At 64.1% G+C, this 15,683-nt stretch carries 15 protein-coding genes; 7 read left to right on the top strand and 8 right to left on the bottom strand.

Features of this window, described 5'->3' with window-relative positions:
- Positions 1 to 415: 415 nt before the first annotated feature.
- Complete coding sequence (gene ctrA / locus OGR47_RS14285; RefSeq protein ID WP_165052893.1) at positions 416 to 1,117, top strand: response regulator transcription factor CtrA; 702 nt, start codon at positions 416 to 418, stop codon at positions 1,115 to 1,117.
- Positions 1,118 to 1,357: 240 nt separating this feature from the next.
- Here the strand turns inward: ctrA and OGR47_RS14290 are convergent, their stop codons facing one another.
- The 5 genes from OGR47_RS14290 to chpT form a co-directional block, all read right to left on the bottom strand.
- On the bottom strand, positions 1,358 to 2,191 hold the full coding sequence (locus tag OGR47_RS14290) for a CheR family methyltransferase (RefSeq protein WP_165052895.1): 834 nt from the start codon (positions 2,189 to 2,191) through the stop codon (positions 1,358 to 1,360).
- Between the two features lie 272 nt (positions 2,192 to 2,463).
- Positions 2,464 to 2,829, bottom strand: coding sequence for a response regulator (locus OGR47_RS14295; protein WP_165052898.1), 366 nt, complete (start codon positions 2,827 to 2,829; stop codon positions 2,464 to 2,466).
- A 1-nt stretch (position 2,830) separates the two neighbouring features.
- Positions 2,831 to 3,385: a chemotaxis protein CheW gene (locus OGR47_RS14300; protein ID WP_165052900.1), complete on the bottom strand. Its 555-nt coding sequence runs from the start codon at positions 3,383 to 3,385 to the stop codon at positions 2,831 to 2,833.
- The gene (locus OGR47_RS14305; protein ID WP_165052902.1) at positions 3,382 to 5,922 is read right to left on the bottom strand and encodes a hybrid sensor histidine kinase/response regulator; all 2,541 of its coding nucleotides are present in this window, start codon (positions 5,920 to 5,922) and stop codon (positions 3,382 to 3,384) included. Before OGR47_RS14305 ends, OGR47_RS14300 begins: the two co-directional genes overlap by 4 nt.
- Before the next feature lie 96 nt (positions 5,923 to 6,018).
- The gene (gene chpT / locus OGR47_RS14310; RefSeq protein ID WP_165052904.1) at positions 6,019 to 6,705 is read right to left on the bottom strand and encodes a histidine phosphotransferase ChpT; all 687 of its coding nucleotides are present in this window, start codon (positions 6,703 to 6,705) and stop codon (positions 6,019 to 6,021) included.
- A 186-nt stretch (positions 6,706 to 6,891) separates the two neighbouring features.
- Here chpT and cysQ point away from each other — a divergent pair, with 186 nt between their 5' ends.
- The 4 genes from cysQ (at position 6,892) to OGR47_RS14330 (ending at position 10,467) form a co-directional block, all read left to right on the top strand.
- Complete coding sequence (gene cysQ, locus OGR47_RS14315) at positions 6,892 to 7,734, top strand: 3'(2'),5'-bisphosphate nucleotidase CysQ (protein WP_165052906.1); 843 nt, start codon at positions 6,892 to 6,894, stop codon at positions 7,732 to 7,734.
- A 128-nt stretch (positions 7,735 to 7,862) separates the two neighbouring features.
- Entirely contained in the window at positions 7,863 to 8,447 is a 585-nt protein-coding gene (locus OGR47_RS14320; RefSeq protein WP_165052908.1) for a DUF1134 domain-containing protein, read from the top strand.
- Positions 8,448 to 8,454: 7 nt separating this feature from the next.
- On the top strand, positions 8,455 to 9,363 hold the full coding sequence (locus OGR47_RS14325; RefSeq protein WP_165052910.1) for an ion channel: 909 nt from the start codon (positions 8,455 to 8,457) through the stop codon (positions 9,361 to 9,363).
- Positions 9,364 to 9,456: 93 nt separating this feature from the next.
- A complete protein-coding gene (locus OGR47_RS14330; RefSeq protein ID WP_246729715.1) occupies positions 9,457 to 10,467 on the top strand; it encodes a hypothetical protein in 1,011 nt (336 codons plus the stop codon).
- A gap of 124 nt (positions 10,468 to 10,591) precedes the next feature.
- Here OGR47_RS14330 and OGR47_RS14335 read toward each other — a convergent pair whose 3' ends face one another.
- Positions 10,592 to 10,759 (bottom strand): hypothetical protein, encoded by a 168-nt coding sequence (locus OGR47_RS14335; protein WP_165052912.1) that lies wholly within the window; start codon positions 10,757 to 10,759, stop codon positions 10,592 to 10,594.
- Positions 10,760 to 11,477: 718 nt separating this feature from the next.
- On the opposite strand from OGR47_RS14335, the gene OGR47_RS14340 reads away from it, so the two are divergent.
- On the top strand, positions 11,478 to 11,759 hold the full coding sequence (locus OGR47_RS14340; RefSeq protein WP_165052914.1) for a YciI family protein: 282 nt from the start codon (positions 11,478 to 11,480) through the stop codon (positions 11,757 to 11,759).
- Positions 11,760 to 12,170 (top strand): EVE domain-containing protein, encoded by a 411-nt coding sequence (locus OGR47_RS14345; RefSeq protein ID WP_165052917.1) that lies wholly within the window; start codon positions 11,760 to 11,762, stop codon positions 12,168 to 12,170.
- A gap of 37 nt (positions 12,171 to 12,207) precedes the next feature.
- On the opposite strand, the gene OGR47_RS14350 is transcribed toward OGR47_RS14345, so the two are convergent.
- Positions 12,208 to 13,998: a tetratricopeptide repeat protein gene (locus tag OGR47_RS14350; protein ID WP_371824430.1), complete on the bottom strand. Its 1,791-nt coding sequence runs from the start codon at positions 13,996 to 13,998 to the stop codon at positions 12,208 to 12,210.
- A gap of 396 nt (positions 13,999 to 14,394) precedes the next feature.
- Positions 14,395 to 15,585: an ADP-forming succinate--CoA ligase subunit beta gene (sucC, locus tag OGR47_RS14355; RefSeq protein ID WP_165052920.1), complete on the bottom strand. Its 1,191-nt coding sequence runs from the start codon at positions 15,583 to 15,585 to the stop codon at positions 14,395 to 14,397.
- Between the last annotated feature and the right edge of the window lie 98 nt (positions 15,586 to 15,683).

The following is a 15,683-nucleotide window of genomic DNA, read 5'->3' on the forward strand; positions in this document are numbered from 1 at the left end:
AGCGCCTCTCCCGACAACGCCGCTCTTCCCCAAGCGGCGCCGGGACAAAAACGCGGGTGTCGTCGAAGCTGGAGCCGGGCGCGACGTTTCGTCGCCGCTCGGGCGCCGCGCAAATCCCATCCAATGCAAACTTTTACCTTTGCGCGCCCGACTCACGGCGGCGTATAGATTGGGAGAGGCGAGTGATTCGCTTCTGTCTCAAAGCCTTCTCTCCAGTTGCGTGGCGCGTTCCCCGTTCAGTGCCCGGATTAAGATTTCGGGCCGCATTGCGGGCGCAAGTGAAGGTTTATTAACCAATTCCGCTTACCGTCAGAACCTAGACGGGAAGAGTCGCAGGACCAGGGGGCTGGTCCGTGACCGACGTGCGCCCATGGGCGCACGCGATCAATTCGATGGAGCTCGGTGGGGAACCAACATGCGCGTTTTATTAATCGAAGACGACAGCGCGACGGCTCAAAGCATCGAGCTCATGCTCAAATCCGAGAATTTCAACGTCTACACGACGGATCTCGGCGAAGAAGGCATCGACCTCGGCAAGCTCTACGATTACGACATCATCCTTCTCGATCTGAACCTCCCCGACATGTCGGGTTATGAGGTCCTGCGCCATCTGCGCGTCGCGAAGGTGAAGACCCCCATCCTCATTCTCTCCGGCCTCGCCGGCATCGAAGACAAGGTAAAGGGTCTCGGCTTCGGCGCCGACGACTATCTGACCAAGCCCTTCCACAAGGACGAGCTCGTCGCCCGCATTCACGCCATCGTCCGCCGCTCCAAGGGCCATGCGCAGTCGGTCATCACCACGGGCGATCTCATCGTCAATCTCGACCAGAAGACCGTCGAAGTGGGCGGCGCTCGCGTGCATCTGACCGGCAAGGAATATCAGATGCTCGAGCTCCTTTCGCTGCGCAAGGGCACAACGCTGACCAAAGAGATGTTCCTCAATCATCTCTACGGCGGCATGGACGAGCCGGAGCTCAAGATCATCGACGTCTTCATCTGCAAGTTGCGCAAGAAGCTCGCCAACGCCAGCGACGGCCGCAATTACATCGAAACGGTCTGGGGCCGCGGCTATGTGCTGCGCGAGCCGAGCGAAGCCGACGAGCGCATCACCGCCTGACGATCATCGAAGCGGCTAAGAAAAAGGCCATGTCCCGGCGGACGTGGCCTTTTCTTTTTGCGCGGCGGCCAGAGCAAAACCGCCCCGTCATTGCGAGCGAAGCGAAGCAATCCAGAGCCACATCGAGGCCCTGGATTGCTTCGTCGCTGCGCTCCTCGCAATGACGACGGTGGCTTATCCTGGATTCCGTGTCAGTCTATCAGACCGCCGCTAATAACAAAGCCCCATCGCAAACCCTTCTCAAGCCAGGCGCAACTGCGGCTGCGCCCGACGGCGCGTTTGCCAAATGCCATCGGGCGTTGTCTGCGAGAAAAAGGCGTTAGCCTCGGCGGCCGTCTCCGAGGCGCCGAGGAACAGGTACCCGCTCTCGTTCAACGCGCCGGCAAGGCGCGCGAGCACGGCGCGCTTCGTTTCCGGCTCGAAATACATCAAAACATTGCGGCAGAAGATGACATCGAAGGCGCCGAGCGCCGCATAATCGGAAAGCAAGCTGAAATCGCGAAAGTCGATGCGCGCGCGTAGATGTTCGTTCACGCGCCAGCTTGCGCCGGCGCGGTGGAAGTGACGCAATAGAAGGTTCGTCGAAAGGCCCCGCTGCACTTCGAATTGGCTGTAGCGTCCATTGCGCGCCGTCTCGACGGCGCGCGTCGAGAGATCGGTGGCGAGAATATCGAGCCTCCAGCCGCGCAGCGCCGCCGCCTCGTTTTCCAGTAGCATCGCGAGCGAATAGGCTTCCTGACCGGTCGAGCAGGCGGCGCACCAGAAACGCAGCCGACGCTCTTTCGCGCGCGAGACAAGCAGGCTCGGAAGAAGCTGCGTCCTGAAATTCTCGAACGGCGTTCGATCGCGGTAAAAGAAGGTTTCATTGGTGGTCAGCGCGTCGATGACGTCGCGCATCAGCGGGTCATTATCACCGCGCTCGAAAGCGTCAACGAGATCGGCGAAGTCGGCAAGGCCATGCGCCCGCATGACAGGCGCCAAGCGGCTTTCGACGAGATACTGCTTGTCCGCGCCGAAAGCGATGCCGGTGGCAAGAGCGATCTGACGGCGAAAGCGCGCAAAGGCGAGACTCATGCGCACGCCCTCCTCGCGAAGGCGGGCAGCAAAACTCCATGGCGCCCACCGCCGTCATTGCGAGGAGCGTAGCGACGAAGCAATCCAGCCCCCCGCGACGGCCCTGGATTGCTTCGCTTCGCTCGCAATGACAGCGTTCTGGATTCGCGATCGCTCGCTTCGCGAGCGCCCAAACAATCAAGCGGATTTCGTGAAGACACAAAAAAATGACGCATCTAACGAACGCCTTTGCACGAGAAACGCCAACACAAGCGCCTACCCAAACCCGTAACTCAGACGAGGCCGATTTCCTCGAATTTAGAACGCACGATATTCTGGTCGAAGGGCTTCATGATATATTCGTCGGCGCCCGCATGCATGGCGCGGGCGATATGTCCCACTTCGTTTTCCGTGGTGCAGAAGACGACCTTCGGCGCCGCGCCGCCCGGCATTTTGCGCAGCGCGCAGAGAAATTCGAAGCCGTCCATCTCCGGCATGTTCCAGTCGAGCAGAATGGCGTCCGGCATGGACTTCTCGCATTCCGCAAGCGCGGTCTTGCCGTCCGGCGCCTCGCTGGTGCGGAAATGCAATCCTTCGAGAATGCGACGCGCGACCTTGCGGATCACGGCGGAGTCGTCCACGACGAGAACTTGTTTCATCTCAGCTTGCTCCTGCATTTGACTTATTGGAATTGCCTTGTCTTCCATCGCGCCGACGCGGCGTCTCGCTCAATTTTGCGACACGCCGCAGCAAAGCTTCGACGTCGAGGACAGACAGAAAGCCGTCGTTCAAGCGATAGCAGCCTGCCACCATCTCCGCGAGACGCGGATCGATATGCGCCGGGCAGGCGATAAGATCGGTTTCACTCGTCGCGACGACGTCTTCCGTCGCCTCGACGAGCAGCGCATATTCCTCGCCATCATGCTCGATCCCGACAGCGAGGCCGTTGGAGCGGTCAATTGCTTCGTCGAGCCACAGACAGCGATCGAGATAAAGGGCCGTCACGATACGGCCGCGCAAATTCGTCAGCCCGGCGACCTCGCGCGGCGCAAGCGGCACAGGCGTGAGATTATCGATGTAGAAAACCGTCTTTACGTGTTCGACCGGGAGGCCCACGGTCTGGCCGCGCACCCTGATCACGAAATGACGGCTTTGCGCCACGGCGGGCGTGGCGCGCTCGCGGCTGTAGCTGAAGTCCGCGACGTCGAAGGTCATGCCGCCGCCTCCGCCATGATGCGCCGCTCGATATGTTCGCCCGAAGCGGCGACGCCGTCGAGCAGCGCCCCGAGCGTTTCGACCAGCGCCCGCCTGTCGAATTTACCGACGAGGGCGCGCACGCCACAGAGAGCCGCGGCCTCCAGGCATTTCGCCGTCTTTTGCGGGGCGAGCGCGACGACGGGCAAATCCACGCGCCCCGGCGCCTGCAACAAGGCGCGCGCCAGCGCATAACCGTCCATGTCGGGCATATCGATGTCGGTCACGGCCGCGTCGATGCGCAGCCCGCCTTCGACGAGGTCGAGCGCCTCATGGCCGGAGGCCGCCGTCGTCACGTCATAGCCGGCCGCGAGCAGGACAGGCGCCAGCATGTCGCGGAAGAATTGCTTGTCATCGACAAGCAGGATTCGCGGCCGCTTATTGATCCCGCGCGTCAGTATGCCCGGATCGGCGGTCTCGATGAAATGCGCGACGTCGAGCACCTCGACGATCTGGCCGTTTATGCTCACCGTGCCGATGATTCTCGGATCGGCGCTTTTCTTCTGGAAGGATAATTCTTCCTCGAGCACGTCGATAACTTCCTCGACGAAGAGCCCGATCGCCTGCCCGGCCCCCGCAAGAACGAGGATGGGATAAGCGCGCGAAGCGTCGAGCTGCATGCCACCCGCCGCCGGAAAGATCGGCAATAGCCGTTTTTCGTAGAGCATCGCGTAGCCATCGCCTGAAGCGACAAAGCAGTCGGCGGTCACTTCCTCGATGCGCATGACGAGCGACAGCGGCAAGGCCTTCAAGGGTCCGCCGCCTGCGCGCAGCAGAATGATCCGTGTCTTCTCGCGCTCGGGCGCGGGTGGCGCGACGAGCGCCGGGCGCGCCGGCGCGGCAAGGTTGTCGAGGCCCACGGTTTCCATGATCGCCGCAGGATCGAGGATCAGCGCGACGCCGCCGTCGCCGAGAATCGTCTGGCCGGAGAAGACCCCGATGCGCGCGAGCGGTCCGGCGAGCGGCTCGATGACGATCTCCTGAACATCCGCGATGGTTTCGACCAGAAGGCCGAACCGCACTCCGCCCACGCGGAGGATGACGGCGTAGCCGTCGCGCCGCGACGCATTGTCCGGCGCATGGAGGTCGAGAACTTCCGCGAGATCGACCAGGGGCAGCGCGTCGCCGCGCAGGCGCAAGACGGGCGCGTTGTGGATCAGTTGAATTTGGTGGTCGAAGCCTTCGCCGACGCCGACAACCTCGATCACCGCCATTTGCAGGACGGCGAAGCGGGAACGGCCGCAAGATAGGATCAGCGCCGGCGCGATGGCGAGCGTCAGCGGAATGCGCAAAATGACGGTCGAGCCCTTGCCCGCCGCCGAATTGATGAAAACCGCGCCGCCGATCGACTGGATATTGGCGCGCACGACATCCATGCCGACGCCGCGGCCCGAGATTTTCGTAATGCTCGGCGCCGTCGAAAAGCCGGGCAGCATCACGAATTCGAAAATGTCGGCGTCGTTCATCCGTGCGAGCGACTCTTTCGTGGCGAGCCCCAGCGCGCTCGCCTTCGCCTTGATGGCGTCGCGATCGAGGCCGCGGCCGTCATCCTTGATTTCGATAGTGATCTGTCCTGCGTCGTAAGTCGCGCTGACGCGAATTCGGCCGGCTTCCGGCTTGCCGAGCGCCAGACGCTCTGCGCCTGTCTCGATCCCATGATCCGCCGCGTTGCGGATGATATGCGTGAGCGGCGCGCGGATGAGCTCGATGACCTGGCGATCCAGCTCCGTGTCGCCGCCGAGCGTGACGAGTTCGATCTTCTTACCGAGCTCGAGGGACAGGTCGCGCACGAGGCGCGGCAGCGTCGCGAAAAGCCGCTCGACCGGCTGCATGCGCACCTGCATCACCGCGTCCTGCAGGTCGCCGGTGACACTCGACAGGCTCTGCACGGCGGCCTTTATGATTTCGTCGTCGCCGGCGCTCGAGAGTTCGAGAAGCTGGTTGCGGGTCAACACCAGCTCCGAGACGATCCCCACCAATCGGTCGAGCACGCCGACCGACACGCGCACCGTATCGCTCAGCCGGGCGACGCCGAGGCCGGAAATATTTTCCGCCGGGCTCGTCCCCTGCGGCGGCGTGGCGGGCAGCTTGGCGTCGTGCGACGCAAGCGTCTCTTTTGGTCGAAGGCTTGCGGCGCCCTGCTCCAGCTGCACCAACAACGCCCTGTCGTCCCCTTCGGGCTCGACCTCGTTGCGGGCGATTTCGAGAAGCAACATCGACAGGCGGTCGACCGCAGCAAGAATCAGCGACACATGAGCGGAGGTCGCCGTCGCGCCGTCGCGAAGCCGCCCGATCAACGTCTCCGTGGCGTGGGTCAGCCGCGCAACGCGCGGCAGGCTCAGAAAGCCGCTCGACCCCTTGATGGTGTGGATGTGGCGGAAAAGGCTGGCGACGAGGGCCGGGTCTGTCTGATCCTTCTCGAAACGCAGCAGCTCCACCGACGTCGCGTCGATGTGCTCTGTCGCCTCCTGAAGAAAATCCTTGAGCAGATCGTCCATGCCGCGCCCCTCGCCGACCATTGCGGCGAATGGGCGCAGTATCGGCAAGAGGGGTTAAAAGAAGCGAAATCCCATCTCGAACCTTGCAGCGCGCTGTTACGCGACCGCGCTCTGCGGCTCCTGCGACGCGGCGCTGACGGCTGCGGGCTTGGCTTCGATCGTCACGAGCTCCGGCTCGGCTGCCACGGTCACATCCAGCCCGCAGGCCTTGGCGACGAGACCCGCGTAATAGGGCTGGATCGCGCGCGCATCGAGCGACCCTTCTTCCGTCTCGCCCGCGAGCAAGGCGGGGATCGTGGCGGCAAGACGGGCGTTCGTCCCCTTGGCCTCGATCTTGAAGGAAACGTTTTCCTCGTCGCCGGACGAGGAAACCGAGATCACGCCGCCGCGCGGGATGGTCGCGTCCGCCATCAAGCATAGATTGAGCAGCAGCTTGACCTTGTTTTTCGACATCAGCGCGCGCGGGACGCTCCAGTTGAGCTGGGTGCGCTCGTCGGCGAGAAGCTGGCGGGTGACAAGCTCGGCGTCGCCCGTATCGATCGACGCGCCCTTGGAGCCGGCGGCGCCGAAGGCGAGGCGGCAGAACTGCAGCCGCGCAGAAGCCTCGCCGGCGCTGGATTTGATGAGCGCCAGCGCATGACTGCGCATCTCGGCGTCCATATCCTTGTCTTCCATCACTTCGAGCCCGTTGACGATCGCGCCGACGGGAGAGATCACGTCATGGCAGACCCGCGAGGACAGCAGGGCCGCGAGATCGAGGGCGTCGAGCGAGAACTGGGTCATTGGGCTATCCCGTTGGCGCGCGGGCGCGCGATGGTTGCGTGATGCGCTGCAGAAGTCCTTTGCCGCGAGTCAGCAAAGAAAAAGCGAACGAATCACCGCATTCAATTTTCTCGAAAGGTAACCGCGGCGGCGCAGATTGCAAATTGCAAGCGTCCGGGTCGTAAACAAAAACTAAAGGATAGTCTTATGACCGATCACTGGACGACGCCGACTTTCTCGCCGACTGACCGCGCTGGACTTGCGCGGCTTTTCGGCGATCTCGTCGTGGGCGCCGGCGCGCTGGCGATGGAGGTGCTGGCGCGCCCCAATGTCGAGTCTCGCCTCAAGGACGACAAATCTCCTGTGACTGAAGCGGACGAGCGGGTCGAGGACTATCTGCTGGCCGCGCTCGCCCGCGATCTTCCCGGCGTGCCGATCATCGCCGAGGAAGCTGCGGCGCGCGGCGAGACCGCGCCGCACGGCGAGGCCTTCCTGCTCATCGACCCAATCGACGGCACGCGCGAGTTCCTTGCGCGCAGCCCGGAATTCACCGTCAATCTCGCGCTCGTCGTCGACGGCGCGCCCGTGGCCGGGGCCATCTCCGCGCCAGCCGGGTCGAAAGTGTGGTTCGGCGGCGTCGACAGCTTTATGGCCGACGCCGCGCCCGGCGGCGCCCTGCCGGCGTCGCAGGATTGGCGGCGCCTGCATACGCGCAAGGCTCCAGCGCAGGGAATGACCGCGCTCGTCTCAAAGTCCCATCTCGATCCGGAAACGGAAGCCTTTGTCGCCCGCCTTCCAGTTGCAGAGCGCATGTCTGTCGGCTCGTCCTTGAAGTTCTGCGCAGTGGCGGAGGGAAGAGCGGATGTCTATCCCCGCTTCGGGCCGACCATGGAATGGGACACGGCCGCCGGCGACGCCATTTTACGCGCCGCCGGCGGCGTGGTGCTCGATCCCTCGGGTACCCCGCTGCGATACAACAAGTCGCGCGAAAAATATCGCAACGGCCCCTTCATCGTCTGGGGCGACCCCGCATCCGCAACGCTTTCTTAACGACGTCGCGCGACTTTTACGCAAGCTGGCGACGCCGCCGCTGGGCTGACGCATTCGCGCCGCGCGACGGCCGCACTCGACGCCGAGGCGTCGAGCATCGGTTATGCGCGTTTTGGAGTCCAAGTAACATGAGCGTTTCGTCTTCCTCCCGCCGCGACCTCATCCGTCTCGCCGCCGCCGCTGCGGCCAGCGCCGCGCTTCCCTCCCTCGCGCGCGCCGTGCAGCGGCCCGAAAGCTATACGAGCGGCGAGATCGTCGAGAACGGCCATCACTTTTTCGGCTCCATCTCGCGCGGCCTCGCCGAAGGGCTGGAGCGCGCCAACAAGCAATGGGGCAAGCCCAACGCCTATATTCTCGGCCAGGAGGCCGGCGGCGCCTTCGTCGGCGGGGTGCGTTACGGCGAAGGCACGATGTTCACGCGCAATGCCGGGCAGAAGCGCGTCTATTGGCAGGGTCCGTCGATCGGCTTCGACGCCGGCGCCGACGGCGACCGCACCATGATGCTGGTCTATAACCTGCCCGACGTCGAGGCGATCTACCGCCGCTACGCGGGCGTCAATGGCTCGGCCTATCTCGTCGGCGGATTAGGCTTCACCGCGCTAAATAACGAGGACGTCGTCGTGATGCCGGTGCGCTCGGGCGTCGGCGCGCGTCTCGGCGTCGCGCTCGGCTATCTGAAGTTCACGCCGGATTCGACCTGGAACCCCTTCTGAGGGCCCCTTGCCCTTCGACGCGTCGGACAAACTTCCCGCGAAAACCGGCGCCCGCTCGCGTCGGGCAAGCCTCGCCGCCGACCGCATCGTCGCGCTTGGCCTCAGGCATAGTTTCTGGCTCGACCTGCATCACCGCGCCGTCACGGCGCGCTGGCCGACCTTTTTCGCGGCCGCGGCGGCTGTCTTCGTTCTCTTCAACCTTGCCTTCACGGGCCTTTACTTGCTGGGCGACGACCCCATCGCCAACGCCCGGCCCGGCAGTTTCATCGACTACTTCTTCTTCAGCGTGGAGACCTTCGCCACCGTCGGCTATGGCGACATGCATCCGCGCACCTATTATGGCCACGCCCTCGCGGCGGCCGGCGCCTTCATCGGCGTCTGCGCGCTGGCGGTGACGACGGGGCTGGTCTTCACCCGCTTCGCCCGGCCCCGCGCGCGCATCCTTTTCGCCCGCACGCCGGTCCTCGCAAATTTCAACGGCGCGCCCACGCTGATGATCCGCTTCGCCAATCAGCGCCATAATATGATCCTCGACGCGAATGCCGAGCTTTGGCTCCTGCGGCTCGAAAGCTCGGCGGAGGGGGCGCTCTATCGCCGCTTCCATCGCCTCGCGCTGACGCGCGACGAGAGCCCAATTTTCTCGCTGAGCTGGACAATCATGCATGTCGTCGACGCGGCAAGTCCGCTACACGGGCTGTCATCGGACGACCTTGCTGAGAGCGAAGCCAGCCTCATCCTGATCTTTGAGGGCCAGGACGAGACATCGAGCCAGACGTTGCGCGCGCGCATGACTTATCCGCTCTGTGAGGTGGCGGTCGGGAAGGAATATGTCGACATCCTCGGCGCCGACGAAAGCGGAGCGGCAATCATCGACTACGCGCTCTTCCATGAGACGCGCGCCAGCGGGCCGGTTTGAGCGAAGCCGGCGATGCTTTGATTTCACACGCGGGACGTGGCACTCTCCCGGTTATCCCGCCCGAAGGTCCCATGGGGGCGCGAGGTTGACGTCTTGATCGAACAGGCGATGTATTTCGCGCTCGGCTTTCTCGTCGCCGGGCTCATTACCCTTCTCTTCCTGCCGGCCTTCTGGCGGCGCGCCATGCGCCTTTCCATGCGTCGGCTGCAAATGCTCGCCCCCATGTCCATGGAGGAGGTCATCGCCGAGCGCGACCTGCTGCGCGCCGATTTCGCCCTGCGCGAGCGCCGGCTGGAGCAGGAGATGGAGGCGGTGAAAGCCTCGAAAGCTGACGACCTCGCCGCCGTCGGCCGCCACGCCGCGCGCGTCGTCGAGGCGGAAACGGCGCGCAAGAAAGCCGAGGCGGATAATCGCGACATGGAATTGCGGCTGCGCGAGTCGCAGAAGATCCTGGCCGAGCGCACCGACCTTTTGCGCTCCACCGAGCTTGCGCTGCATGAGATGACCGAGCGCGCCGATCGTTGGGTCGAGCGCCTGCGGCTGCTCGAATCCGACAAGGAAGAGCTTGGCCGCGAGAAGGAGGCGCAATATAGCCGCGTCGTCGCGCATGAAGCCAAGATCGGCGCGCTGCACGAACAGAACACGCAGCTTCAGCGTGAATTTGACGCGATGAAGGAGGAATTCGCCGGCGTATCCGTCGAGGCTGACCGCGTCCCGGGCCTCGCCGAGGATTTGGAGAAGACGCAGAAAGAACTCGAAGAGACGCGCGCCGAGCGACAGACGCTGCTCCAGGAGCGCGACAAGGCGCGCGCCGAAGGCGCCGCCGAGAAGGAGCGCCGCGAGAACGAGGTCGAGCGCCTTGAAAACGCCCTGCGCGCCGCGCGGGCGGAAGCGCGCGAGGGCGCCGACAAGCTGGAGATCGCGCGCGCCGACAACGCCATGCTGCAGGGCGCCAATGAGGCGCTGCGCGCCGAGCGCGCCCAACAACGCCTCGCCGGCGCCCAGCCCTCCCAGGCCGACATCGCTGCCCTACGAGAAGCACTCGCCGGCTTCGGCAATCGCGTGGTGGATCTTGTCGAGCCCGTCCACGAGCGCGCCGGCTGACGGCGGTCGCTTGAACAGATCGCTTTGGAGTGGCGCCCCGACGCTTTGCTTGATCCAATGCAAAAGGCCCGGCGCAAACCGGGCCTTTCCGCCGCCAAAAAGGCAAGGCCGCAGTCGCATCGGATTAGAACCTGGCGACGACCGGCATGGATCTCCAGTCGAAGTGATAGTTGACGCCGACGCAGGCGATTACGCCCAGATAGTTGAACGTCGTCGTTGCGCCATTGACGATCGCGATCGAATTCGGCGCAGCAGGGTTGATCAGGAGATGGCGTCGCCAGATAGCCGACACGGCCTCTGACCGTGCCAATCCACCCGATGCCCGTAGAAGCGTTCACAACACCGCTTTGCAGATGCAGGAAGTTCTCCGCGGGGTTTGCCGTATTGCCGGAGGCTCCCGCCAAGCCGTACGACGTTCCGCCGCCCGAGATGCTGGTCCCTTGAAAATCCGTCTCGAAGCCGAGCACGACGTGCGGGCTGACCTGATAGTTGTAACCAATCTGCCCACCGCCGACGACACCGGCCTGCCCGACGCTGGCGTTCCCTGCCCGATAGCCGGACGTCCAGCCGAACGGTAGATTATACGCACCTGCCGCCCAGTCGTAGACGGAATAGCCAGTGGTCGTAACAGTTGTGGACGTGCTGACTCCGCCACCCAGGTTCACGCCGGCATAAAATCCTGTCCACATTGGCGGGGGCGGGGGCGGCGGAAGGACCGGCGGCCCCTTATGCCAGGGAAGGTCGGCTGCAAGAGCGGAGCTGGCGATCAGCGCCAGAGTCGTGACCGAAATAGCAATCTTTTCATTATCGGGGTCTCCAGGAATTGGCGATCGCTACGTGCGCTCGACGACTCCTGAGTAGCGGCGTCAAATTGCTCGCGATTTTCAGCAACGTTGCCGCTTTGCAAATGCTAAGACTGTTGGAAAAGCCTGCCTCGCTATCCGCAGCTTGACCGCCCCCGCGCCCTTTGGTTTGAAGGGCGACGTTCAAACTTTCACCGAGGCCCGCCCTTGCTCTTCGTCGCCCTTTGCTTCGACAAGCCCGGTCACGTCGACCTGCGCATGTCCACCCGCGCCGCCCATCTCACCTTTCTCGACGCGCATGCGGCGCAAGTGAAGCTCGGCGGGCCCTTTGTCGAGAACGACAAGCCGGTCGGCTCCATGCTCATCCTCGACTGTCCCGATGAAGCCTCGGCCCGCGCCTTGCTTGCGCAAGATCCTTACGCGCATGCCGGCCTTTTCGAGCGCGTCGAACTGAAGGCCTGGAAGCGCGTCGTGGGCGCGGAGCTATAGATGGCGCATTGGCTTTTGAAAAGCGAACCCTCGAAATGGTCCTGGGACCAGCAGGTCGAGGCGGGAGCGAAAGGCACGTTCTGGAACGGCGTGCGCAACCATCTCGCCAAGAAACATCTGATGGCGATGAAGAAGGGCGAACGCGGCTTCTTCTACCACTCCAACGAAGAGCGGGCGATCGTCGGGATCATCGAGATCATCAAGGAATATTACCCCGATCACACCGACGAGACCGGCAAATTCGGCATGGTCGACGTGAAGGCGGTGAAGCCTTTGAAGAAGCCCGTCACGCTGGCGCAAATCAAGTCCGAGCCGCGGCTCGCCGAGATGGTGCTCGTCAATAATTCGCGGCTCTCTGTCCAGCCGGTGACGGATGAGGAATGGGCGGTCGTGATGGAGCTGGCGGGCTAATGCCGCGCGTCGCTCAGAACCGCTTAACGGACCTCAATTATCCCCCGTTCTTCGTCGTCTCTCCCGCCACCGCCGGCTGATCCTTTAGCCCATTCTTGATCTTGTCCAGGATCTTCGGCAGGTCGTCCGGATCGGGGCTCAGATCGCGGGCATGGTTCCATTGGAACTGCGCCTCGAGCTTGCGGCCCACGCGCCAATAGGCGTCGCCCAGATGGTCGTTGATCACCGGATCAGAGGGCTTCAGGTCGATCGCCTTCTCCAGCTCGCGCACGGCGTCGTCCCACCGGCCGAGGCGGTAATAGGCCCATCCCAGGCTGTCGACAATATAGCCGTCGCGCTGGCGCAGATCGACGGCGCGGCGCAGCATCCGGAACGCCTCGTCGAGATTGATCCCCTGATCCACCCAGCTATAGCCGAGGTAGTTCAGCACCAGCGGCTGATCGGGGTTCAGCTCCAGCGCCTTCTTGAGGTCGGACTCGGCGCCCTTCCAATCCTTGCGGCGCTCATTGGCGATGCCGCGATAGTAGTAGAGCAGCCACTGGCCCTTGTCGGGCTTGGGCTGCAAAGCGATGACGCGCGAATAAGTCGCCGCCGCGTCGGCGAAGAGCTTGCGCGAGCGCTGGAGATTGCCCAGCGCCGTCAGCGCCTCCTGATTTTTCGGATTGGCGCCCACCACCTGGGCGAGATGCTCGCTCGCCTCCTTCGACTTGCCGAGCGTCTCGAGCAGCAGCGCCGCCTGCACGTCGGCGTTGACCCGAAGCGCGCTGTCCTTGGGCACGCTGTCATAGAGGTCGATCGCCGTCTCTTCCTGCTTCATGCGCTCATAGACGTCGCCGAGCGTGATGATGGCGAGGGCGTTCTCGGGCGCGAGATGGAGCGCCAGGCGCAGATAGATGAGCGAGGCCAGCTCGTCGCCCGAGCGGCCGCCGACGGCGCCGAGCCCATAGAGCGCTTCGCCGGCGCCCTCCTCGGGCGTGCGCACGAAAGGCGGCAGCGGCTTACCCTCGTCGAGCGCCGTAAGGCCGGCCGTGATGATCGGATGGCCGGGCGCCACCTCGTCGAAACCTTGATACAGCTTCTTGGCTTCGTCGCGCTGGCCGCGGCTCGCGAGGAAGCGGGCGTAGGCGTCGACGAGACGCAGCGTGTTCCGCTCGGCGCCATAGGCCGATTTGAAGCGCTTCTCGGCCTCCGCCTTGTTGCCGCCCATGTCGGCGATCAGCGCCGCGTGATAGTCGCGGAAAACGATGAAAGCCTCGTCGTTCAGCGAGTCGAGCGTCGCGAGCGCCTTGCGCGTGTCCTTGGCGCCGGCATAGGTCCAGGCGGTCAGCAGCGTCGAGGTGATGTCGTGGCGCCGGTCGCCGCCGCTCTTGGCCAGCTCGGCCCGCGCCGCCGCGTAACGGCGGTTCTTGATGAGATCGACGCCCTTGGTCAGATGCGCGAGGCCATTGGCCTTGTCATGGGCCACGACGCGCGGCGCGAGCGCCACCGCATCGGCCATATTGCCATTGGCGAGCGCCGCGACGAAAGAGCGGTCGACCAAATCCTGATTGTTGGGATCGTCGCGCAGCGCCTCACGGAAGAAGGTCGAGGCGGCGAGCGTGTCGCGCTCGGCGCCGGCGACGATCGCTGCGAGATAATTGCCGGAAATGCTCGACCCGACCTCGAAAGGCCGCGCGACCGAAAGGTTTCCCTCGCGGGCCAGCGCGAAGCTCGCCGTCGGGAAAGCGCACCAGGCGGCGGAAAGGGCGACGAGCGCCACGCCGCCGCGCAGCAACAGGCTCCTGGCGCCGCGGGACGCGGCAGCGAGCGGATCAGCGAAACGAGGCACGGGCGCTTTCCTAGGAAAAGGGCGGCGCGTCCTTGCAGCAAGACATGGCGCATCCGCCCGGACGAGTGGCCGGAGTGGTCAGGTTCGGCCCCAAAGATGGCGGTTTTGCGCCCGCGAAGCAAGGCGGAACGATGCGCCCTCGTGGCAATCCGATTATAGCGACCTGGCCATTGATCCCCATACCTCCCCTTCACGGGAAGGTCGGCGGCCGTAGGCCGCCGGGTGGGGCCGCGCCGCAACAGCAGTGGTGGGGCTTTACCCCACCCGACCCCGCTCACGCGGGGCCACCCTCCCCGTAAAGGGGAGGGATGGGCTCACGCCCAGCATCCACCGCAAAAAGAAAAAGCCCCTCGTCCCTGGAAGGACGAGGGGCCAAACCAGTAAGTCGACGTCAGCTCAGCTGATCGCCTTCACAATCTTCTGCGCGGCGTCATCGAGATCGTCGGCCGGGATCACATTCAGCCCCGACTCGCTGATGATCTTCTTGCCCAGATCGACATTGGTGCCTTCGAGGCGCACGACCAGCGGCACCTTGAGCCCCACTTCCTTCACCGCCGCGATCACGCCTTCCGCGATGGTGTCGCAGCGCATGATGCCGCCGAAGATATTGACCAGAATGCCCTTCACATTCGGGTCGGCGGTGATGATCTTGAAGGCCGCCGTCACCTTCTCGGTCGTGGCCCCGCCGCCGACGTCGAGGAAGTTCGCCGGGAAGGCGCCATAGAGCTTGATGATGTCCATGGTCGCCATCGCGAGGCCGGCGCCATTGACCATGCAGCCGATATTGCCGTCGAGCGAGATATAGGCGAGGTCGTGCTTCGAGGCCTCGATCTCCTTCTCGTCCTCTTCCGAGAGATCGCGCAGCTCGGCCAGCTCCGGATGGCGGTAAAGCGCGTTGTTCTCGAAGCTCACCTTGGCGTCGAGGCAGCGCAGCTTGCCGTCCTTGGTGGTGATCAGCGGATTGATCTCGAGAAGCTCCATGTCCTTGGCGACAAAGGCCGCATAGAGCTTCGCGACGAGATCGCCCGCCTGCTTGGCGAGATCGCCCTTGAGGCCGAGCGCGTCGGCGACGCGGCGGCCGTGGTGCGGCATCAGGCCGGTGGCCGGATCGACCGAGAAGGTGATGATCTTCTCAGGCGTGTCGTGCGCGACCTTCTCGATGTCCATGCCGCCTTCCGTCGAGACGACGAAGGCGATGCGCGAGGTCGCGCGGTCGATCAGCATGGAGAGATAGAATTCCTTCTCGATCGCGGCGCCGTCCTCGATGTAGAGGCGGTTGACCTGCTTGCCGGGCTCGCCGGTCTGGATCGTGACGAGCGTATTGCCGAGCATCTGCCGGGCGAAGGCTTCCGCCTCTTGAATCGACTTGGCGATGCGCACGCCGCCCTGCGGGCCGGCGGCGTCTTCCTTGAACTTGCCCTTGCCGCGGCCGCCGGCATGGATCTGCGCCTTCACCACATAGACCGGGCCGGGAAGCTTTTTGGCGGCCTCGGCGGCCTCATCGGCCTTCAGGACCGGAAAGCCAGCGGCGACGGGCGCGCCGAACTCGCGCAAAATGGCTTTGGCCTGGTATTCGTGGATATTCATGCCGGAGTCTCTCCTCGAAGCAAAAACGGCGCGCCTTTTGGCCTGGCGCTTAATGGCCATGGCGGGGCGGAGTCGTCAAGCGGGTGAGCGGGCGAGCG

This window comes from Methylocystis sp. MJC1, from assembly GCF_026427715.1.
In the GTDB taxonomy this organism is placed as follows: Bacteria; Pseudomonadota; Alphaproteobacteria; order Rhizobiales; family Beijerinckiaceae; genus Methylocystis.

What these genes read in the sequence shown, in the direction of transcription:
- ctrA (WP_165052893.1), top strand. Translation starts at nt 416, where the DNA reads ATGCGCGTTTTATTAATCGAAGACGACAGCGCGACGGCTCAAAGCATC.
- OGR47_RS14290 (WP_165052895.1), bottom strand. Translation starts at nt 2,191, where the DNA reads ATGAGTCTCGCCTTTGCGCGCTTTCGCCGTCAGATCGCTCTTGCCACC.
- OGR47_RS14295 (WP_165052898.1), bottom strand. Translation starts at nt 2,829, where the DNA reads ATGAAACAAGTTCTCGTCGTGGACGACTCCGCCGTGATCCGCAAGGTC.
- OGR47_RS14300 (WP_165052900.1), bottom strand. Translation starts at nt 3,385, where the DNA reads ATGACCTTCGACGTCGCGGACTTCAGCTACAGCCGCGAGCGCGCCACG.
- OGR47_RS14305 (WP_165052902.1), bottom strand. Translation starts at nt 5,922, where the DNA reads ATGGACGATCTGCTCAAGGATTTTCTTCAGGAGGCGACAGAGCACATC.
- chpT (WP_165052904.1), bottom strand. Translation starts at nt 6,705, where the DNA reads ATGACCCAGTTCTCGCTCGACGCCCTCGATCTCGCGGCCCTGCTGTCC.
- cysQ (WP_165052906.1), top strand. Translation starts at nt 6,892, where the DNA reads ATGACCGATCACTGGACGACGCCGACTTTCTCGCCGACTGACCGCGCT.
- OGR47_RS14320 (WP_165052908.1), top strand. Translation starts at nt 7,863, where the DNA reads ATGAGCGTTTCGTCTTCCTCCCGCCGCGACCTCATCCGTCTCGCCGCC.
- OGR47_RS14345 (WP_165052917.1), top strand. Translation starts at nt 11,760, where the DNA reads ATGGCGCATTGGCTTTTGAAAAGCGAACCCTCGAAATGGTCCTGGGAC.
- sucC (WP_165052920.1), bottom strand. Translation starts at nt 15,585, where the DNA reads ATGAATATCCACGAATACCAGGCCAAAGCCATTTTGCGCGAGTTCGGC.